Annotated in this window: 17 protein-coding genes and 1 pseudogene; 2 read left to right on the top strand and 16 right to left on the bottom strand. The window is 50.1% G+C overall.

The genetic code is table 11. The features are described 5' to 3' along the window. Positions 1–4 precede the first annotated feature (4 nt). The 16 genes and pseudogenes from B4C79_RS09455 to B4C79_RS09530 form a co-directional block, all read right to left on the bottom strand. The gene (locus B4C79_RS09455) at positions 5–661 is read right to left on the bottom strand and encodes an HrpE/YscL family type III secretion apparatus protein (protein ID WP_105027891.1); all 657 of its coding nucleotides are present in this window, start codon (positions 659–661) and stop codon (positions 5–7) included. A gap of 5 nt (positions 662–666) precedes the next feature. Further along, positions 667–1,359, bottom strand: coding sequence for a hypothetical protein (locus tag B4C79_RS09460; protein WP_291739090.1), 693 nt, complete (start codon positions 1,357–1,359; stop codon positions 667–669). Further along, a complete protein-coding gene (sctJ, locus tag B4C79_RS09465; protein WP_291739089.1) occupies positions 1,352–2,143 on the bottom strand; it encodes a type III secretion system inner membrane ring lipoprotein SctJ in 792 nt (263 codons plus the stop codon). Before sctJ ends, B4C79_RS09460 begins: the two co-directional genes overlap by 8 nt. Then, positions 2,140–2,562, bottom strand: coding sequence for a hypothetical protein (locus B4C79_RS09470; protein ID WP_291762578.1), 423 nt, complete (start codon positions 2,560–2,562; stop codon positions 2,140–2,142). Before B4C79_RS09470 ends, sctJ begins: the two co-directional genes overlap by 4 nt. Positions 2,563–2,612: 50 nt before the next feature. Continuing rightward, positions 2,613–3,659 (bottom strand): EscU/YscU/HrcU family type III secretion system export apparatus switch protein, encoded by a 1,047-nt coding sequence (locus B4C79_RS09475; RefSeq protein WP_105027887.1) that lies wholly within the window; start codon positions 3,657–3,659, stop codon positions 2,613–2,615. Next, a complete protein-coding gene (locus B4C79_RS09480; RefSeq protein ID WP_291739088.1) occupies positions 3,656–4,456 on the bottom strand; it encodes an EscT/YscT/HrcT family type III secretion system export apparatus protein in 801 nt (266 codons plus the stop codon). Before B4C79_RS09480 ends, B4C79_RS09475 begins: the two co-directional genes overlap by 4 nt. After that, on the bottom strand, positions 4,449–4,712 hold the full coding sequence (sctS, locus tag B4C79_RS09485) for a type III secretion system export apparatus subunit SctS (RefSeq protein ID WP_105027885.1): 264 nt from the start codon (positions 4,710–4,712) through the stop codon (positions 4,449–4,451). The genes B4C79_RS09480 and sctS overlap by 8 nt, the downstream gene beginning before the upstream one ends. Positions 4,713–4,715: 3 nt before the next feature. Then, entirely contained in the window at positions 4,716–5,372 is a 657-nt protein-coding gene (gene sctR / locus B4C79_RS09490) for a type III secretion system export apparatus subunit SctR (RefSeq protein WP_105027884.1), read from the bottom strand. Next, positions 5,353–6,594 (bottom strand): FliM/FliN family flagellar motor C-terminal domain-containing protein, encoded by a 1,242-nt coding sequence (locus B4C79_RS09495; RefSeq protein WP_291739087.1) that lies wholly within the window; start codon positions 6,592–6,594, stop codon positions 5,353–5,355. Before B4C79_RS09495 ends, sctR begins: the two co-directional genes overlap by 20 nt. Beyond that, complete coding sequence (locus tag B4C79_RS09500) at positions 6,591–7,001, bottom strand: hypothetical protein (protein WP_291739086.1); 411 nt, start codon at positions 6,999–7,001, stop codon at positions 6,591–6,593. Before B4C79_RS09500 ends, B4C79_RS09495 begins: the two co-directional genes overlap by 4 nt. Before the next feature lie 4 nt (positions 7,002–7,005). Continuing rightward, positions 7,006–8,409 (bottom strand): FliI/YscN family ATPase, encoded by a 1,404-nt coding sequence (locus B4C79_RS09505; protein ID WP_291739085.1) that lies wholly within the window; start codon positions 8,407–8,409, stop codon positions 7,006–7,008. Beyond that, positions 8,406–9,353 carry a hypothetical protein gene (locus B4C79_RS09510; protein WP_291752209.1) on the bottom strand — a complete coding sequence of 316 codons (948 nt, stop codon included), beginning with the start codon at positions 9,351–9,353 and terminating at the stop codon, positions 8,406–8,408. The genes B4C79_RS09505 and B4C79_RS09510 overlap by 4 nt, the downstream gene beginning before the upstream one ends. A gap of 2 nt (positions 9,354–9,355) precedes the next feature. Beyond that, positions 9,356–11,482 (bottom strand): flagellar biosynthesis protein FlhA, encoded by a 2,127-nt coding sequence (locus B4C79_RS09515; protein ID WP_146106608.1) that lies wholly within the window; start codon positions 11,480–11,482, stop codon positions 9,356–9,358. A 103-nt stretch (positions 11,483–11,585) separates the two neighbouring features. After that, on the bottom strand, positions 11,586–12,890 hold the full coding sequence (locus B4C79_RS09520; protein WP_291739083.1) for a hypothetical protein: 1,305 nt from the start codon (positions 12,888–12,890) through the stop codon (positions 11,586–11,588). Between the two features lie 134 nt (positions 12,891–13,024). Next, a pseudogene (metH, locus tag B4C79_RS09525) lies at positions 13,025–16,723 on the bottom strand (methionine synthase); the annotation flags it as partial. A 305-nt stretch (positions 16,724–17,028) separates the two neighbouring features. Beyond that, complete coding sequence (locus tag B4C79_RS09530) at positions 17,029–17,553, bottom strand: YgjV family protein (protein ID WP_171097080.1); 525 nt, start codon at positions 17,551–17,553, stop codon at positions 17,029–17,031. A 197-nt stretch (positions 17,554–17,750) separates the two neighbouring features. Between B4C79_RS09530 and B4C79_RS09535 the strand changes: the two genes are divergently transcribed. Both B4C79_RS09535 and B4C79_RS09540 read left to right on the top strand, forming a co-directional pair. Continuing rightward, positions 17,751–20,822 carry an ATP-binding protein gene (locus B4C79_RS09535; RefSeq protein ID WP_291740932.1) on the top strand — a complete coding sequence of 1,024 codons (3,072 nt, stop codon included), beginning with the start codon at positions 17,751–17,753 and terminating at the stop codon, positions 20,820–20,822. A gap of 80 nt (positions 20,823–20,902) precedes the next feature. Continuing rightward, positions 20,903–21,664, top strand: coding sequence for a TerC family protein (locus B4C79_RS09540; RefSeq protein ID WP_291740930.1), 762 nt, complete (start codon positions 20,903–20,905; stop codon positions 21,662–21,664). Positions 21,665–21,686: the final 22 nt, after the last annotated feature.

Below are 21,686 nucleotides of genomic sequence, written 5' to 3' on the forward strand. Positions count from 1 at the left end.
TGAATCATGACTGACCTTGCTTTAAAGTTGCTTGGGCATCGAAATAGCCTTTAAGCGATAGAAGTTCTTGCCCCAAAATTGCAAGCCAGTTCTCGACTGAAACATCGATATACGACTCACCGGCAGAGTCAACAACCAGCCGATCTGGTGCAACGGTGGAGTCTGGGATAACCTGCCACTTGCTCAATTTCAGTAAAGAAGAAAACTTCTCTGCTATCAAGGTCTCTACCAGCTCAACTTGCCCGGGATGAACTCGAAGGGTAAAACTGGATCGTGACTGGATTTTCCCGAGAAGTAATTCAATCAAAGCGTTGAGCCTGGTTTTCTCGGGAGCCTCTTTGATGAATTGCGCAATGGCCATTCGACTCACCTCCATACATGCCATGGCTGAGTTGGTCTCAAGCTCCATGCGTCTTTTCTCGAATAGGTTTAAGAACTGTTGAAGATCATTCTGGCCACGTTTTGCGACGTCTTCTATGACCTCGGTTCTCTGGGTTTCAATCTCCAATTTCGCGCGATCCCTCATCTCCTGGATATGACGATGCGCTGTTGCGACCAGCGTTTGATAATCAGAAACCTGATCCATCAGCGAACCCTTAATCCAGTTTCCAGTGAACTGAAAATCAACAGGAACATCGATCTCGCGAAGTAAGCCAAGCATGGTGTCTATGCCTCATTCAAATCAAGCAAGGGAATCTCAAACTGCTGAACAAAATTTCCGATAATTTTCTCAATCGCGGGATCAACCCAGGATTCAAATTCCTGAAGAAGATCATCTCTGGACAACAACGGAACTTCATGAATATAGGCAGCGACCTGATCTGAAACACCAAGCAACCAGCGTTGATAGAAAACCGGAGAAAATTTTCGAAGATACAAACCGAGAACAATCAATATGGCCTGATTGATTTTCACAGCCTCACTTTGTACTCGCTGCAACGAAGTCACAATATTGATTCGAATGGTTTCCAGTCCAGGAGAAAGCGTTCGGAAAGTAGAAATCAAGTCACGAATAACTTCGGTATTGTGCACACCATGCAACTGCTCCCAGTCACTGGGTCTTGCTGTCAAGATAGAGTCATCCAGAACCAGGCAGGCGAACTGCGAAAGCTCACTTTCCATCTCAGCGTGATCAACCAAACCCAGGATCAAACGACTGGGTGCAGCAGTCATTTGGCTATCTGGCAAGCAAGAGAGATTCATTAATCGTCGAATCTTGATGATTACCGAAGGCTCATGCCTGTCTGCCCACACGATACCTTGGGCCTTCAGCCATTTGATTTTGTCTGGATGCATGCCTTCACATGGGTTGGTCCACCAACGCCACCACTGTGCAGCGATGTTTTCGTCATCAATCATCGACAGAACCTCGCTTGAAGACATGCAAAAACTTTGGCCAGTTTTTCTGATCTGCCACAGAGAGGTAAACGGCGCCCATCGACAAAAGCCACAAGCCGATGAGTGTGTAGATCACCATGAGAAAAGCCACGCGGTCCTCTGGCATCAAGGCCATCGGGCCATACCAGATCAGGGGCAATCCCTTTTCAAGGTACTCATTGGAGGGAATTGCGACAATTGAAATTCGTTCGGCATTTCCACCACCAACACCCGGAATACTGCTACTGACCAGCTCACGGATTTTGGAAATGTATGCCTGAAACGGCGAGTCTGTTTTGTGCTTTACAAAAACAGCCACCGACGATGGGATCAACTGCTCACCGGGTGCCGGGCGCTCTGGCAGGACCAAGTGGACTCTGGCGGAAATCACGCCATCAATGGTGAGAAGCGTTTGCTCCAACTCTTGTGAAAGGGCAAACAGGTAGCGTGCCTTCTCCTCGAGTGGGGAACTAATCATGCCGTCCTTCTTGAATATCTCACCAATGGTGCCTCGTTTGCTTTTTGGCAAACCTCGAGCTTTCAGGACCAGAAGCGCGTCACCGGACATACGCTGGGGAACACTGATTGAGATACCGTTCTTGCCTTGTTCTTTCTGGGCAGGAATACCCGAGTCAAGAAGGACCGCGTAGATTTCGTTTGCATCTGCCTCGTTGAGATCCTGGAACAGGGCAATTCGAGACCCGCATGCCTGCAAGGTAACAGCCGCCATAATCATCACGAGGAGTTTAATCAGATTGAACCTCATGGGCGCCCCCTGGTCAACGATCCCAACTCTTCGCCAAATTCTGTTGCTCGCTGAGATGCGTAATTGGTTTGCATGAAATAGGTGTCCCCATCCACTTCGAGTCTCAATATGGACTCGGTGAGATTGAACAGATGGTCACCGTTGGACTGAATTTCCTGGCTGTTTAGCTTGGCTGCAACAGCCATGCCTTCAATGATTTGATCCAGTCCGTGAACATCATTCAGAAGTGCTGCACCAATTTCCCCTCGTTCAGGTCCAGGCGTTTTTGTTGTATTCATTCCAGGTTGAGTTGGGCTTGAAGCAACGCGCATGCCTTCCAGCAATAGAGCAAAGTGGGATTGATCTGCGGTACTTGCCACCGACGCCCTTGAGGATGAAAGAACAAACGGCAGTTGCGAGGGTATGTGAAGATCATTCATCTTGTTCTCAAATAGAAGTACTCGTGTTCTAAGTGAGAAAAAAGAGTCTGTTAGTTCCGTGGCTTTGACAAAGAGAAAACCAGTTTGAAAACCGCTGCTGCCAGTTCCAGGTGTGGGCGCTGAATGTATTCATCTTCATCGCAGTCGGAATAGATCATTCGGGCTAACCGTACATTCTCAACGACAGGAATTTTGTGCTTGGCAGCAAGCTCCCGAATGAGTTTTGCGTCTTCATCAGCGCCAATGGCGAGAACATAAGGTAAATCGTGCACGCCTGGCTCGTAGTCAAGTGCAACAGCAAGGTGGGTGGGGTTTGTCACCACCACTTTGGCATTTGGAACCCGCTGTAGCGAGGCATTCAATAATCGCCGATGCCCCTGTTTGATATAGCGCTTAACCTCTGGATTACCGTGAATTTCCTTGTTCTCATCCTTGACTTCGTTTTTACTCATGCGCATTTGCTTGAGATGATCAAAGTAGGTTGCAATCCAATCAATTGCAGAAAGACTGATAAACAAACCCAGAATGATTGTGACCGCCTGCTGCAACAGATCCCACATGAGAGTGAGCATGACATCCAAACCAGCCCTATAGCTGTAGACGATGTCCTGGAGATTGAATATGGCAACGTAGTAAATGACGACTGCAAGCAATATACTTTTAACAACTGAAATCACCAGTTGAACCAACGATTTTTTTGAAAACATATTTTTGATCGTTGGAATTGGATTCAGCTTTTTAAATGACGGCATGGCCGCTTCAGGAGCAATTACCAAACCGGTTTGAGCCCAGGTACCAACAATCCCGACAAGAACTGCTACTGCAACGATTGGCATTACGATTTCAAGAAAAAGATTGATCGCGAGATTGGAGATTTCTGAATTGAGCGTGAATTTTCGGGAGAATCCGGCAGCGATTGTAGAGTCAATTAATTCAAGAAACCCATTGAAGTAATGAACCATGACTGAAAACAACAACATGTAAATGAAAGTCAGCCGAAAAAGTGTCAAGACATCTTTACTAACCGCTACCTGACCTTTCTTTTTACTGTCTTCTTTCTTTTTTTCTGTGGGTAACTCGGTTTTTTCTCCACTCATGGCACCAGCCCCAACAATGTGGACAGCGTTGTTGAGTAATCACCAAAGATTCTAAATATCTCCTCTTCTGCAAATTCAAGCACCAGGATCAATCCAGCAATTCCAAAGACAGACCTAAGCCCAAACTGCAAGCTGTAAACCTGCATCTGCGGCGTGAAACTTGAAAGAATTTCCATGGCAAATTCTACGAGCATGATAATAATCAGAATCGGTCCCGATAGAAGAACGGCAAAGGCCAGATAATCAACAACCAACTGCACCAATGCGACTACCCAGGTATCAAAATTCCCGACTTGAATGAGCCCGGGAGGAAAAGTAGCATAGCTGTACAAAAGGTGTTGTGTAATGGCATGAAGACCTGGACCCGCAAAAATGAGTGCGGTGAAAAGCAAACCAAAGAGATTCTCAAGGGGAAGTTGTTCCCCGGAATCCTGCCCGTTTGCCTGAGCTGCAAAGGTCGCTCCGCGATACACATCGATCAAGGCCCCAAAAGCCATAAAAATGTAATAAGGAAGTGCGATCGTCAGTCCCAACAAAGTGCCCAGCATCACTTCGGTCACCAACGTAAACACCACGAAGTCTTGGGTTGCGGGATGAGGAAAACTGGATGCAAAGGCAATTTGAACCGGGAGCAAAACAATCGCGATTCCAATTGCACTTTTAATCAAGCCACTATTGCTACCCTTTCCAAGCAAGGGCATGAAGGCAACAAACAGCAATGTTCTTGGCAAGTAGTAGGCCAACAGGGCAAGGAAAGCACGAACGGAGTCGGTGTTTGTTGCAAGCAAATCAACCATAGGCGGCAGACATCGAAATGATTTCAAAGATCTGATTGGTGTATTGCATCATCATCCCCGCGATCCAGGGACCCAACATGATTAAACACGCCACACATGCGACCAACTTGATACCAAATGGCAGTGCCTGATCCTGCAACTGAAAAATTGCCTGCAAGAACCCCAAGATGAAACCGAGTACGACAGTTATACCTACTACAGGAAGGGAAACCAGCAAAGAAATCCAGAGCGCCTGACTCACAAAATTGGTAATCAATTGTCAGACTCCGTAGGATGAAATCAAACCCGAAAATACTTTTGCCCAGCCTTCCACGGCTACAAAAAGCAGAATTTTTGCCGGAACTGTCAGTGACATGGGCGACACCATCATCATTCCGAGCGCCATCAATGCACTGGAAACTGCAAGATCAATAATCACAAACGGGAGGTAGAGGTAAAGTCCAAGCCTGAAAGCTTCCGACAATTCGGAGGCGACAAACGCCGGCAACACCACGGTAAGGTCATTTCGATCCAACTCAGGCGCCTGATACTTCTCGGAAATTCGCAACGAGGTTTGGTAGAAACTGTCGTGATAGTCCGGATTTGTGTGCTTCAACATGAACACTTTAAAGGGTGGAATGGCTGACCCGATCGCTGAAATCATTTCCGTACCATTCCCTGGCAAATTGCCTTCTGGAGCAAACTTCTGACTGGCATCCTGTAGAACGGGTCCCATCACCAGCAGTGTGATCACCATCGAGATGCCATAGAGCACCATGTTCGAGGGCACCTGTTGAACACCAATTGCATTGCGTAGTATCAGCAGTACGGCGGATATCTTCAGAAAAGAGGTTGCGGTAACTGCCACCAAAGGCACCAAAGAAAGCGAAGCAACCGTAACAATTAACGATATTGGATTAATCGTCTCTGGACCCATTGCTTATCCTTCGTGTGACTTGAACCATTAAGACTTCCTTGAAGCGTACCAACTCACCTTCCAGAATTGGCACGCCACGCACTGCCAACTTGACCATGGGCAAAGTGTGGGATTGAAGTTCAATCAAACTTCCATCCTGAATATTGCAAAGCTCGTTGAAGTCAACTTGTGTTACGCCCGCGATTACCTCAAGAACCACGTCTTCGGGGCCGCTCACGCCTTCGACGATTCGCTGGCTGGACAACAAAGAGGGGGAAGCCGCATTCGATTCATACTCAAGATCAGAGTCGCTGTGCACACTACCTGAAAGCAAGTTATCCCCATCGTCATCAAATGATTGTTCAACCCTTTCCCAGGAAGTATTTCCAATGTGAATTTTGGCGTCTTTGTCTGTCATTGTGAAATTTACCTCTCTTGTCCATTGAACCGTGCTTGTAGAGCTGCTGATCATTTTCGCTCTCAGCTCAACCAGCCCTTCTCCTCTTCTACGCTGCTGCAAGTACAATAGGTCGCCAGCAGAGACAGAGGAGATTTCCGACAACTTCCAGGCGGTCTTGCTGAGCAGTAAATTGAGTCTTAATTCATAGAAGATTGATTGCCCTAGCCACAGGCAGTTTTTTCTGTAGTCTGTGCTGTAGGCACGAAGAACCAGTTCCGCCCGGTTTAAGGCTGAACTGCTTCCGAAAGCGATCAATTGCGTAGACTTCTCGTCATTGATATACAGCGCGTCCTCGATTGGATTTTCAATTTCCGGGCAAGGGGAACGGCTGATGCCCCGGGGAATCCAGTCAAAAAAGTCAAACAGCTCGATCAACGAGTATTCAATGAAACCAATAATTTCAGGAGCATGGTCGACAGCCCATCTTGATAGCTCAGGCGTAATCAAATGGGCACTCGATTTCCAGACCCAGTCTGGATGTACGGCAAGAATAAATGACTGTCGCTGAGCATCTTCAATCTCAAGCAACAGGTAATCCCTCAGGGACAAAGACAAACTCATGCCCTCGGCGCGACGGATTTCATTTGATCTGAGCTTGGGATGATCCAGTTGGTACAACTGCTGCCGGATTTTGAATGCCGGGCAGGAAATCACTTTGTTCCTGGGCAGTGACGACAAAGACATTAATTCAGATGTTGACCAGAACTCCAGTACCTCGGCGTCATCGAATTGATCGTCCAGGAACTCGCCAGCTTCAGAAATATCACCAAGTTCATTCATCATGTCCAATCCAGCTTGAGATATTCCTCAACCTTAATGCTTGCTTTTTCCAGTTCTTTGTATTTTGTTTTTTCAGCAATCCAATCCACTCTACTTTGTTGGATTTGATCACCAAGCACATCACCCTCACGGGTCATCTGGTTTCTTTTCCAGTCAAAGGTGTTCTCACTGTCTTTCAATTCAAGAAATTCCCGAATGTTTGTCTGCCCACCCTTGAGTTTTTCAAGCTTTGCACGACGTGTTTGAACATGGTTTTCTTGAATGGCGATCAGGTCTCGCTGTAGTTGCTGTTGGGCGGTCAATTGTTGCTTGAGCTTGTTCTCCGACTCAGCCACCATCGCCGCTTGCCTCCGGACCCGAATACTGCGAATTCTCAATACGGTTTGTAGCTGAAAGTGAGTTTGCTTCATCAAATCAAGCCCTCTCAGTCAAGCTTTGAAAAGACGATACGATTCTCGCAAGGCCCTTGAAGGTCTCCTGCGTTGGCGAGTTCTCGTTTCGACCCTGTCGCATCCAGTCCTTGAGACTGGGCACAACCCGAAGTGCCTCATCCACGATCGGATCTGTTCCCGCCTGATATTCATTGAGCCGAACCAGTAACTCCATTTCCTGATGAATCGACAAGATGCGCCGAACGGCTTGGGATAACTTGACATGCTCGGGGGAAACAATATGATCCATCACCCGTGAAAGGCTACGCAGGGGATCAACCGCTGGAAAATGAGCTGACTCCACATATTTCTGGCTGAGCAGAATATGCGCGTCAAGCAGGCTTTTGGCCTCGCTGGCCAGCGGATCGTCTTCAAACTTTTCAGATTCCATCAGGACCGTGAATATCGCGGTAATGGAACCTTGGTTTGTCCTTCCAGCCCGTTCTACAAGTTGGGGAAGCAAACTGTACACAGATGGAGTAAACCCAGCTGAAGTTGCGGGTTCTCCTACCATCAATCCAATTTCACGCTGAGCCCTTGCAAGACGGGTGATTGAGTCGACCAGAAGTAACACCGATTTTCCCTGATCGCGAAAATGTTCAGCAATGGTCATGGCGGTAAATGCTGACCTGACTCGCTCTGTTGGCGATCGATCTGACGTTGCGCAAACAAAAACACTTTTGGATCGGATCTCGGTGCTTATCTCACGGTCCATGAATTCACGCAGCTCTCGGCCCCGTTCGCCCACCAGCGCAAACACAACAATATCCGCGTCTACGCCACGAGCGATCTGTGACAGAAGCGTGGTTTTTCCGCAGCCAGGCGGTGCAAATACGCCCACCCTTTGCCCGACACCAATGCTGTTGAGCCCATCGATGACTCGTACACCAGTCTCCAGGTGACGGCAAACAGGTGGGCGCTCTGCTGCCAGCGGCGCTTGTCGCATTACCGGAACCGAATCTGAAGAGAAAGAAAGTGCCCAAGTTGAGCGATCCGCCGGATGGAGCATGTTCCTGCCCATGCCATCAAGAACCTGGCCAACTATCCCGGCGTGGCTTTCGATGCAATGTCGACGCCCAAACGGTGTCACCTTGGATCCTAGGCGCACGCCATCAACAGAATCTAGGCAAGCGATTGTGGCCTCGTTGCCACTGAAAGCAACAACTTCGCCCAGCACAGTTTTTCCGTTTTCGCAGGAGATCTCACACATTTCTCCCCGAGTGATATCTGGCAGTGTTGCGCGCAGCGTATTCATCACGATTTCATGTACGTGACCAACACGTATTACCGGGTCCAGCGTTTGAATTCTTGCCTTAAAGCGCGCCAGAGGATCTGGTGTGCCGGGTAAGCAACTCGACAAATCAATCAACTCATTCATCGCTGTCATAGGGGCAACTCATAACGGGTGCTTCCGACAAACACAAGACCACTTTCAGACACCTGATCCAATACAACGCCTTGATAGCTGGCTCCTACAAAAAGCCTTGTTCCATCGCGCAACATCAAAGCAGGTTGAGCTCCCAACAACACGCCGGCGACTTCAATGTCATCGACAGCTTTCTGCTCATCGGTCAGGCTTAAAGTGGCAATGATTTCTATCTGCCGGCCATGGTCGGACGATATCCGTTTGATGAGCGACTCAAAAATTTGCAACTGCATTCTGCTCATGGAGCCCCTTGCACTCACCCGAACCTTCTCGTATTCAATATTCACGTCGAAGTCGCTTAATTTCTGCTCCCCTTTGAATTGCAAGAGCTGAAGTTGAACAACCCTGAGCAACTGGTCGGCCACAGGTGGTGCAGGAGGAGGTGGTATCGCCTTTGGATTTTCTATCAAGTTGGCAGCGGGGAATGCTTGAGATTCCGAGAAGTTCGCTGAACCAAAGAAGAGAATGACGGTGGTCGCCATCAGGCCAAACAGGCAAGAGATTGCCATCACAGTCCCTGGCCCGATTGAACGAACCAACTCCAGTGCACCTCCGAAGAAACGGGCTCCATTGTTCGTAAACTTCGACCACAAAAAACCTGATTCGCTGTTCGCAGTGATCGTAAACTGAACCTGGCGGCAGGTTATCGTCATCGACTGACCTGCGTAAATTACCCGGCTTGGCGTTTTGCCGGCTTGGCCCAAGAAGCGAACATCACTTGAGATTTCCTCGAAGGTAATCCTGTTGCCATGTACACGAAGCTTTAGGCACTGATCAGGAATTCCGTCATCACAAAGAAAAACCTCGGAGTTCGCATTTCCTCCAAGTGTCACAATGCCATGATTGAATTTCCACTTGGCACCTGCATGCAAGCCAGAGGTTACTTCAATATTCAATGCAAGCATCTTTAGGCCTCTCTAGTGTCGTGATTGATGCTTATTAGTGAATCGTCGTACTCAATAGACTTCAGCAACTTAATTCCATAGCGATTCGAAATTTCCTGATACGAAAGAACAGGCACTGCGCTTAGCCTGTCCTGGATCAGCATCCTGACATGTGCCCTGCAATCCATTGATGTGATTAGCAGAGGCAACTTTTCGAAATGATAGAACTCGCTGTATTGCACTTCGATCATGTCGACCATCAAGTTCAGGGACGATGCATCGGCATCAATGAATGTTCGACTGCCATCACTTCGTATGCTTTCGCGGATTGACTGCTCGAAGTCTGGCGACAAGGTACAAATGCTGAAGGTTTTGTCCACACAATGCTGAAAACTTATTTGTTCAAACAGCCCCTTGCGCACCTGCTCTGCAATCACAAGGACATCTCGCTCTCTTTGGGCCCAGTCAATAAGACAATTTAGAACCGTTCGAATGTTTTTGACTGAAACCCGCTCAATCAGCAGTTTCTGGAAAACTTCTGTGACCTTGGACAGCGGTAGTACCCGCTCCAATTCCTTGAGTTGCTCACCATTCTTGTCGGACAGTCTTGCGACATGTCTTTGAAAGTCATTCAGATTGAAGTAATCGACCGATCTTGAAACAAAAAGACCAATGATCAAGTTGCTCCATCTCTTCTCAAAGCAACAGTAAGAAATATTGTTTTTATCCAGGCTATTTTTGTTGACGGGCTCGGTCAGGTAGAAATCTCTGCCCAAGATGGGATCTCGTTCTCGGACAACATCGATTCCCAAACTCTCCAGTCGAGAGGGCTCGCAAAATACTGCAATTCTTCGATCAGACGGATCAATCTCAAGCATGGGTACACCGAAGACATGGAATTCAATCTGCGGGGCGGCATGCTCGCTAAAATCAATGGTGGGATAAAGCGCGCCAGATTCTTCAATTAACTGGTTACGTGATGCTTTGCAGATCGACCGAAACATTTGTTTCAGATTCGGCTCAAGGCTTCCAGGAATCTTGACCTCCATCGGCAAGAATGTTTTTGTCAGCGTGATGTCTTCCATATCCTTGCCGATTGCTGCCGCATTTAACGCATCGTCAATGTGCTGCGCCTGAGGCTCGATGTCGTTCTTCTTATTGCCCTTGTCTACAAAAAACGACTTGCCGAGCAAAAGTGCAGATGCCACAAGAAACACCACAGCAGGCATGCCTGGAACCAAGGCGAAGCATGCACAAAAAAGGCCGCTGATTTGTAACGCACGGGCATTGGATGTGAGATCGAGGATCATGTCTTGGGCGGTACTTGATCCATCGGCTTCGCCTTTTGTAACCCTGGTCACAATCAAACCCGCTGCAACAGAAGTTAGCAACGATGGGATGATTCCAATGAGTCCATCACCCACTGTCAACACTGAATAGATCGAACCAGCCTGGGACAGGGTCATGTCTTTTTGCAACATGCCTATTGCGATCCCCCCGATCAGGTTGATCGCTGTAATGATCAAGCCCGCGATCGCATCATTTTTTACAAATTTGATTGCGCCATCCATGGCCCCGAATAATTGCGACTCTTTCTCGAGCATGGCTCTCTTTTGCTTGCCTTCAGCTTGCGTGATGTTGCCCGCGCGAAGGTCGCTGTCAATCGACATTTGTTTACCCGGCATACCATCGAGCGAGAATCGGGCGGCCACCTCGGCCACTCGCTCAGATCCTTTCGTCACTACGAGAAAGTTCACGATAGCCAGAATCAAAAACATGATCAGACCGACGGTGACATTGCCCCCAATCACAAATTCTCCAAACGTCTGGATGATGTGACCGGCGTCCGCCTCCAACAGAATTTGTCTTGTTGTGGAAATGGTAAGAGCCAACCTGAAAAGCGTGGTCATCAGGAGAATGGCGGGAAAAGATGAAAACTTGAGGGGAGTTTCAAGCAACATCGCACTGACTACGAGCACGATGGTGGCGCTGATATTGACGGCGATCAGAATATCCAGAAGTACCGGGCTAAGGGGAATAACCATCATGACGATGATTACCAGAACAAAGCATGCACCCACCAACTCAGATCGGTTTGACGCCAGGCGGGCAAACTCATTAATTGAAGAAAGTAACTTTTTTGTTTGCACGCCTGTCACCGATTAGATTACTGCTGACTACTGTATGTGTTGCTCCCAAGAAGATGGTTCCGAGTTTTCGCTCAATGCGATTGAAAATTGAGGCTTTACGACATTAACCGTTGCTTCGTTGCAGTTGCTGAATCAAAAGGTTAATCATATTGAGGTGCGAGCCCAAACCATTGCCCACTTGGGGATGTCCGTGAAACAAACTGTCGCCAACAGGTATCACTGGAACACCCTGCTGATGCGACCAACCGGAGCCATCGCCAATGTACAAATGTGGAGCCCAAAGAAACGGTGGGTCTACCCTGCATTCGGAGTGATGCCCAACGGCGCCCGAAGCCAGCACATCCACTATGATTTTCCACCTTGGGTCGGACAGCTTTGACAAGTTATCCCATACCTGATCAAGAGAAAGCGGGCCCTTGATTTCGTTTTGAAGCAGCCACGCGTCATCCTGCCTTAAACCAAAAAAGGCGATCCATTCTCCTGAGCTCAAATGCGTGGGCCATACATAAATCCAATTGTCGTGATTAATCGTGCGAATCTTTTCGATCAAAACAGGACCCAGGTGCCGGGGAATGCCTCGAATTTTCAACATCCAGCTGGAGAGAGGTACACCGTTCAAAGTTGGTCGACAGTCCCCGTTGTCGTAAACCGAAACCGCCAGATTGCGCGCATCGCTGGGTGCTATTGCGACGGGATTTACGCCAAAGGCGCAATAACCTTGAACAGTTTCCAGATCTGAACTGCACAAGACCACCTCGCACTCTTTTTTCATTTGACCTTTTGCCCGCCATCGCCCACCTGTTGCATCGAATACGAGATCTGGCTGAAGCTGCAACAACAGGTTTTCAGTTTTTTCATTTGAGTAGACAAACTGACAATCAAGAATTTGCGCGAGTGACAACAGGTGACTTTCCAGTTCGCGAAGTGTCCATGGCAGATACTCGCCCAGAGGAGCCACAGAATTGATTCCTGAAGGGTGATTAAAAAACATGAATTCGCTGACAGGAATGTTGATAGGCCAACTTCTTGTGAAAGCAGTGCCCTGACCTTCGCTGTTGACTCTGTTTTCCAGAACATGAAGCACGATGCGGGAGCCAAATAATTTTTTCAAGGCCACAGCAAGCATAAGTCCCACTGGCCCCCCACCAACGATCACAAAGCGCTCGCTGTTGCGGGGTAGCTGTTGCCTCAGTTCAAGGCGCGTTTTGGTGGAAATAGCCGTGTTTTGAAGGCCGGCAGGTACTACCGGTGTTTGCCGGGAATTTGACCCGAGTACGGCCCATTCTTCGGCACTTAACAGATAGTTGCGGCCGACTGACAGGGCATACAGCCACCCCTGCATGGCAGAGTTCAGACCGACTGCTTGATGTATCGCCAACCAATCGGTAAGCACTTGATTTGCCAGCATGTGCGGACCCAGTCAAGAAAAATGCGGACCTGAGAAGACAGTTCGCTAATCTACTGATGTCTTGTGTGGCAAAAACCGGCGGCAAGTTCCAGACAGCGGATTACCGGCAGGCAATCCATTGACTGGAGGTGTTACACGTTGAAGTACTGGCTCTGGGGATGACTAAAATAAAATCCGCTAACACTGGCCGCAGGCATCATCGCAAAGTTCTCGGTCAGTGACATCCCGATTTCGCCACAGTTCATGACCTCGAACATGGCTTTCTTGATGGTGTGTTCTGGGCAGGCGGGGTAACCAGGGGCAGGACGAATACCCTGATACTTCTCTGCAATGAGTTCTTCATTGCTCAAAGTTTCATCGGCTACATAACCCCAAAGGTCTTTTCGCACACGCTGGTGCATGCACTCCGCAAAGGCTTCAGCCATTCGGTCTGCGATGGCCTTGAACATAATGGAGCTGTAGTCGTCATGGGCTGCCTGGAATTGCGATTCCTTTTTTTCAACCCCGATGCCTGCGGTAACCGCAAAGAGACCGATATAGTCTTGTTTCACACCCTTGGGGGCGATGTAATCGGCCAGTGATTTGTTGAACACGCCTTCTCGCTTCACACCCAGCTGGCGTCCGGGATTGTACGTGAACAAAACTTGGGCTCGGGTGTCGTCGGTGTACACCTCGATGGTGTCATCATCAATGGTATTGGCCGGGTAAAACGCCACTGCCGCGTTGGCTTGCAACCAGCGACCTTCAATGCATTTTTTCAACATGGCTTGGCCGTCTTCAAACACTTTGCGGGCGGCTTCGCCCACCAGTTCGTCTTCCAGCACGCGGGGATAGCCGCCATGTAAATCCCAGGTTTGGAAAAACGGCGTCCAGTCAATGTACTGGGCGATATCAGCCAAATCGTAATTCTTGAAGTAGCGTTTGCCGATGAACTTGGGCTTCGGTGGTGTGTAATCAATCCAATCCAGTTTTGGCTTGTTGGCACGCGCCTCCTCGATACTGAGTACCGGCGCTGCCTTTTTGTTGGCATGCTGTTCGCGTACACGTTCGTATTCAGTTTTCAATTCGGCTTTGAACGTGTCGGCCGATTCATCCGACAACAAATTCGAGGCCACACCCACAGAACGGCTGGCGTCTGAAACGTAGACAGTGGGGCCATCGTAATGCGGTGCAATTTTCACAGCAGTGTGCACGCGGCTGGTGGTGGCGCCACCGATGAGCAAGGGAATACCACGGTCGCGGAAATAGGGGTCGCGTTGCATTTCAGAAGCCACATAGGCCATTTCTTCAAGCGACGGTGTAATAAGGCCCGACAGCCCAATGATGTCGGCATTGATTTCTTTGGCTTTGGCGAGAATTTGCTCGGCCGGCACCATCACGCCCATGTTCTCGACTTCAAAGTTGTTGCACTGAAGAACAACGGTCACGATGTTTTTACCAATGTCGTGCACATCGCCTTTCACGGTGGCAATCAAAATTTTGCCCTTGGCTTTGGCGTCGCCACCGGCGGCCACCAGCTGCTTTTTCTCTTCCTCGATGTAAGGAATAAGGTGCGCCACCGCCTGCTTCATGACACGGGCACTTTTAACAACCTGCGGCAGGAACATTTTGCCGGCACCAAACAGGTCGCCGACCACGTTCATGCCGTCCATCAACGGGCCTTCAATTACGTTGATGGGGCGGCCACCGTTGGCTGCAATTTCAGCGCGGCATTCTTCGGTGTCTTCAACAATGAAGTTGGTGATGCCGTGTACCAGCGCATGGGCCAGACGCTTTTGCACCGGTTGGTTGCGCCACTCCAGGTTTTCTTCCAGCTTCTTGCCACCCGCTTTCAGGGTGCCTGCGAATTCAATCATTCGCTCGGTGGCTGATTTGCCAAAGTCGGGATCGTTGGCTGGCAAATTGGGCTGACGATTCAGCACAATGTCTTCCACGCGGGCCTTCAGTTCAGGTTCCAGTTCATCGTAAACACCCATCATGCCGGCGTTCACAATGCCCATGGTCATGCCGTTTTTAATGGCGTGGTACAGGAACACGGTGTGAATGGCCTCGCGGGCAGGTTCATTGCCGCGGAAACTGAAAGACACGTTGGACACACCACCTGAAATTTTGGCATGCGGCAGGTTTTTCTTGATCCAGCCCGTGGCTTCGATGAAGTCGTTGCCGTAGTTGTCGTGTTCTTCAATGCCGGTGGCAATTGCGAAAATGTTGGGGTCGAAAATAATGTCTTCAGCGGGGAAACCCACTTCATTCACCAGAATGTTGTAGGCGCGCTCGCATATTTCGATTTTGCGGGCGTAGGTATCGGCCTGGCCTTTTTCATCAAAAGCCATCACGATGACTGCCGCACCATAGCGCTTGCACAATTTGGCCTGACGTTTGAATTCCTCAACGCCTTCCTTCATGGAAATTGAGTTGACCACTGACTTGCCCTGAACGCATTTCAAGCCAGCCTCGATCACATCCCATTTCGAGGAGTCGATCATGACTGGTACGCGTGAAATATCGGGCTCAGAGGCCATCAGGTTCAGGAACTTCACCATGGCGGCTTTGGAGTCGAGCATGGCTTCGTCCATGTTCACGTCCACGATTTGCGCGCCGTTTTCAACTTGTTGGCGGGCCACACTCAGCGCTTCGTCGTACTGCTCGTTCAAAATCATGCGGGCAAACGCTTTGGAACCCGTTACGTTGGTCCGCTCGCCCACGTTGATGAACAGGCTGTTGTCATCAATGTTCAGGGGCTCCAGGCCCGACAAGCGGCACTTGGGTTCCACGGTGGGAATGGTGCGTGGCTTTTGGTTTTCCAGTGCCTTGGCAATGGCCGCGATGTGATCAGGCGTGGTGCCGCAGCAACCGCCAGCCACATTCAAAAAGCCTGCTTGCGCAAATTCCTTCACCAGGCTGGAGGTAATTTCCGGTGTTTCATCGAAACCCGTGTCGCTCATTGGGTTGGGCAAACCGGCGTTGGGATACACGCAAATGGGCACGTCGCAAATTTTGGACAGTTCAGCCACATAGGGGCGCATCAGCGAGGCACCCAGCGCACAGTTCAAGCCGATGGTAATGGGCTTGGCATGGCGCACGGAATTCCAGAAAGCTTCCACAGTTTGACCCGACAACACGCGACCGGAGGCATCGGTCACTGTGCCGGAAATCATGATGGGCAATTTATTGCCGGAATCTTCAAAGTACTGGTCGATCGCGAACAAGGCCGCCTTGGCGTTCAGGGTGTCGAAAATAGTTTCAACCAGCAGCAGGTCTACGCCGCCTTCAACCAGCCCTTTGGTTTGCTGGTAGTAAGTGGCCACCAGTTCGTCGAACGTAATATTGCGCGCACCGGGGTCGTTCACATCGGGGCTGATCGACGCGGTTTTGGGCGTGGGGCCCAATGCGCCTGCGGCAAACCGGGGTTTGTCCGGCGTGGAGTACTTGATGCAGGCTTCCTTGCACAGGCGGGCCGCCTCGCGGTTCATTTCGTCCACGAGGTGTTCCATCTCGTAATCGGCCTGCGCCACGGTGGTGGCACCGAAGGTGTTGGTTTCCAAAATGTCAGCGCCAGCGGCCAGGTACTGCTCATGAATCTCGGTCATGATGGCGGGCTGGGTAAGCACCAACAACTCGTTGTTGCCCTTGATGTCGCGGTGAAAATCAGCGAAACGCTCGCCCCGGTATTGGGCTTCCGTGAGCTTGTACTGCTGAATCATGGTGCCGGTTGCACCGTCCAGAATCAGGATGCGTTTTTGAAGGAGTTCACGGAGTTGGGCTTCGACTGCAGCGCCGTTGACAACAAGACTGTTGTGCTCGGCAGGCGAAGAAGCGGGGCGCGTGTTCATCGCGGGGCCTCTATATGGTGCAAGGGTTTGAAAACAGGCTGCATTTTAGCAGGTAAATGGCGTAAAGCGTTGTACTCCGGACGTACGGCGAAGCAAGTGAACCGCGCAATATTGCCTAAGCAATGCTTCTAATTCCGGCTTGACGCTTCTGGCTTGGGGCATGCGAAACGCCTTGGCGTCTTCGCATCGGTTCCTGGCGGAACCGCCCCGCGCTGCGAATCCGCCGGGAAGCCTTGCAAAGCCGGCAAAACAGCGCAGCTCACTTACTCCTCCGTTGTATCCTTGAGTCTCCCACTTTTTCCATTTCACGGCACCACAGTAGCCCCTCGCAGGCGATATAAACCATACAGGTTGGCCACAGTGATCACGATCATGGTCAGGCACAGTTCCCAGGAATCAAACAGGTAACCATGCACCGCCCACAAGGCATTGGTGGCCAAGGTGGCTTTGCGCATGCCCACATTGCCCATCATGAACAAGGCCCAAGTACCCAGCAATGTTGCAAACAGTGGCAAAGAGCTGGCCAGCCAACCTTGCCAGGTGAACACAGCAATAGCAACGGCCATGCCACTGAAACCCAATACCAGCGCCAAACGCAAACGCTGGCCCATGACGTTGGAATAAATGGTGACTGCCTGCCGCACCCCTGTGAGAAGCATGATTAAAAAACCGGTATGCACGCCCAACAAGTAGTATTGAAGCCCCCAAGCCATCGACGACAGTGCAAACAACAGCTTGGTCCCACGTTCTGAAATGACGCAGAACCCTGCAATGCTCAAGCCAAAAGCCACTATACCCACTGCCCGGGTTAACAAGTCCGTTGAGTCCAATTCCGATGAGTCCGATCATGATGAAACATTGATCGCAATACTACCTTTGAATTGTTGATTGCTGAGTGCGCGGCACAATCCATCTGCAATTGATTCAATCCCTTGAAAAACCAGATAAATCGGGCCCGTTTAACGATTGAGCCTTGCCGCTGCCTGAGTTACAGTGAGCCATCCACCATTCCTTTACATTTCGCTTCATGCTTAATTTCAATATTCGCTCAAGCTTCACTACCCGCTTGATTGTGGGCAGCTTGATTGCGCTGTTTTTGCTGTCCATTCCCGTGGCCATCACAGCGCACTGGATATTGCGCAACAACACGATCAATCAGGCAGGTGCGAATGCTCTGGCTCAAACCGAGCAAATTGCCCAATCGGTGGACCGCCATTTGAAAGAGCACTTGCGGGACCTGGTCTACACCAGCCGCATTGAGCAGTCATTTGGAAATTACACAGCCGAAGAACAAACCAAGCTGTTGCAGATTATGCGTGAGCACACGCCGGGCTATTTGTGGATTGGTGTGGCCGCCCCGGACGGTACTGTGCTGGCGGCACTTGATGATTTGCTGGTTGGAAAGAGCGTGGCCTCGCGCCCGTGGTTCAAACAAGGCTTGATCGCGCCCGCAATTATGGATGTGCATGAGGCAGCGTTGCTGGCTGCATTGCTACCCGCTCGAGCTGAAGAAAAGTATCGGTTTATTGATTTCACGACTCCGCTAAAAAACCAGCAAGATGAAATCATCGGTGTGATTGGCATTCACCTGGACTGGAAATATTTTATTGCTGAAATCGAAAAGGACGTGTTCAACACCATCAATCCGTCTGCACCCACAGTGATTTTGGCCAAAGACGGCAGCCTGAGAATGGGCAACCGACTTGATTCGGCCGATTTTCAAGACAGCACCGCCTGGACAGCCATGGCAGGCTTCCAAAAAGCTGTGGCGGGAGAAAACAACTGGTCGATAGAAACCTTGAGCGATGGTGAAAGCTACCTGGTCGCTTTTGCACCCAACAACAGCCCTGAAACCAGCAGTTTGGGCTGGATTTCAGCCACGGTGACGCCCTTGAACGCAGTGGCTTCGCCTATTTCCAAAGCATTGATTGGTGCCATTGTGGCCTTGATCATCGGTACAGTGGCCACCCTGCTGCTGGTGCTTGCTTTGGGCCGAAGCCTTTCTGCCAAGGCCAGTGCTTATCTTGACCTGGTGCGCAAAAATGACCCCAAAGCGCTCGAGGCCTCTATGAAAGAGCTGCCCACCGAGCTGCAACCCATTTCCCGAGACATTCTGGATTTGACCCGTGGACTGACCCAAAAAAGCCTGTCTCTTGAAACTGCGCTGAAATCGGCCAAGGAAAGTTATTGGGTGGTTGAAGCGCTGATTGTGCAAGCACCCATCCCAATTGCCATGTTTGACACAGAAATGAACTATGTGGCGGCCTCCTCGCGCTGGGTGCAAACCTTTGCAAACGGCCACAAAGGCAGCCTGGTGGGCAAAAACCACTACGATGTAGTGCCCAACCTGCACGAGCGCTGGCGTCAGGCACATAGGGCAGGGCTTGCTGGGGAAAGCCTGTCAGCAACATCGGACCCTTGGACCAGTCCTGACGGATACACCATTTGGCTGGACTGGGCCATTGAGCCGTGGCTGAAACCCGATGGGCACCGGGGTGGCATAATTTTGATGTGCAAGGATGTGACCGAGGAACGTTTGATTCGGGACAGCCTGGCCGAGAGTGAAGAACGATTCAAACTGGCCATGGAAGGCTCACACGACGGCCTATGGGATTGGCAAGTGGGGACCAACAAGGTTTACTTTTCACCCAGCTGGAAACGCTTGCTCGGCTACGAAGACCATGAACTGAGCAATGACTTTGGTACTTGGGAGCGCCTGACTGCACCCGACGACCTGGAAGTGGCCAAGAAAGCACTTGCCGACGCCTTGGACAATCCCGAAAAGGATTCTTACGAAGCCGAATTTTGCATGGCGCACAAAAACGGTCATTGGGTGCATATTTTGGCCAAGGCACTGATCGTGCGTGATGAACACGGCAAGCCAACCCGGGTGGTGGGTACTCACCTGGACCGGACCGTCCAGCTAGAACTGGAAAGCCGGCTTCGTGAAACAGCCATTGCAGCCAAGGCGGAGAAAGACTCCAACGCAGAAAAAAGCCGCTTTTTAGCCACCATGAGCCATGAAATCCGCACGCCTTTGAACGGAATCATGGGTTTTGCACGGTTGCTGGAGATGGATTTGCCACCCGGTGAGCTAAAGGAACAAGCAGGTTATCTTGTGCAGTCCTCCGAAACACTGTCGGCGATTCTCAATGACATTCTTGACTTCTCGAAACTGGAGTCGGGCATGGTCAAGCTTGTAGATTCGCCATTTTTGATGGAGCAACTGCTCAAAGGCAGCACAGAATTGCCTCGTCTGACCTGTGAATCCAAAGGTGTGAAGTTTGAACTGAACAACAAACTAGGCGAGCATCAGATTTATTCCGGTGACATGGGTCGCCTGCGCCAAATACTCCAAAACCTTTTATCTAACGCGATCAAGTTCACTTCTCACGGCAAAGTTAGCTTAACTGTCAGCAGCACACAATTAAATCCAAACGAAGACCTAGTTACTTTTGAGGTCAGTGACACCGGCCTTGGCATTCCAAAAGAGAAACAATCACTGTTGTTCAAACCCTTTTCGCAGGTACATACAGACCGTGAAAACAGGTTTGGCGGTACAGGACTGGGCTTGTCGATCGTGAAAAGCCTGATCAATGCCATGGACGGGGAAATCCAGTTGGAGTCAGAGCCAGGCCAAGGCACGCAAGTGATGTTCTCGGTCACCTTGAAGCGCGAGCATCAACTGGACAGCCAGGGCCAGGAGCGAATTTTACCTGTTCGACCTTTGCGCGTGCTGGTGGCCGACGACACGCCACTGAACATCAAGTTGATTCAGACTTTCCTGCAAAAAGACGCTCATTGGGTTGATGTGGCCAAAGATGGCAAAGAAGCCCTGAACAAAGCGATGACAGAACCCTATGACTTTATTTTGCTGGACATCGACATGCCCAAGCTGTCGGGTTATGAGGTGGTCGAGAAAATTCGATCCACAACTGGTCCGAACCAGCAATGCGAAATTGCCGCATTGACAGGCTACGCTTTCGACAGTGATATTGAGCGGGCTGTGGCCGCGGGCTTTAACTACCATTTCGCAAAACCGATTCAGTTCAATTTGTTGTTAAATCGCTTGGCGATAAGCAGTCAGAATACGAAATGATCACCCACCATGCGAAATGTGGTGCAAAATAGCGGGCTGTTGAAATTGACTAAAAAACGGGGTGTTTTATGGAATTATTAATGGATCCAAACGTTTGGATCGCTTTTGCGATTTTGACGGCCTTGGAAATCGTGCTGGGTATCGACAACATTGTGTTCATTACAGTGCTGGTGTCGAAACTGCCCGCAGACATTCGCGACCGCGTGCGTCAGTTCGGTTTGATGTTCGCAATGGCGACCCGAGTGGGCCTGCTGTTTTCGCTCTCCTGGATTATTGGTTTGACCGAACCCATGTTCGAGGTGGCTGGCAAAGCAATCACTGGGCGAGACTTGGTACTCTTCTTCGGGGGTTTATTCCTGTTGTGGAAGGCCTCAAAGGAAATTTACCTCGAAGTGGAAGCACCACACCAGGTTGAAGAAGAACTGGAAGCAGGTGCCGCCATTCAGAAAACCGGTGCCAAGCTGTTTTGGTACTCCATCATTCAGATCGGTATTTTGGATATCGTGTTCAGCTTGGATTCCGTGATTACTGCGGTGGGCATGGCTGACGACATCGAGGTGATGATTGCTGCCGTGATGGTGGCTGTGGGTGTGATGATGCTGTTTGCCAAATCAATTGGCGAGTTTGTTGAGGCGCACACCTCTGTGAAAGTATTGGCACTGGCCTTCTTAATGATGGTCGGTATGTTGCTGATCGCAGAAAGTTTTGGCCAACACGTGCCCAAGGCTTACCTGTACAGCGCAATGGGCTTCTCGCTGCTGGTTGAATTGCTGAACCTGCGATCAAAAGCCAAACGTCAGCGGCTTGAAGAAATGGCACGTGCCAAAACCAACGCTGCCTGATAAAACCCGGTAGTAAATTGCA

Source organism: Limnobacter sp. UBA7229, from assembly GCF_002473065.1.
Taxonomy (GTDB): Bacteria; Pseudomonadota; Gammaproteobacteria; order Burkholderiales; family Burkholderiaceae_B; genus Limnobacter; species Limnobacter profundi.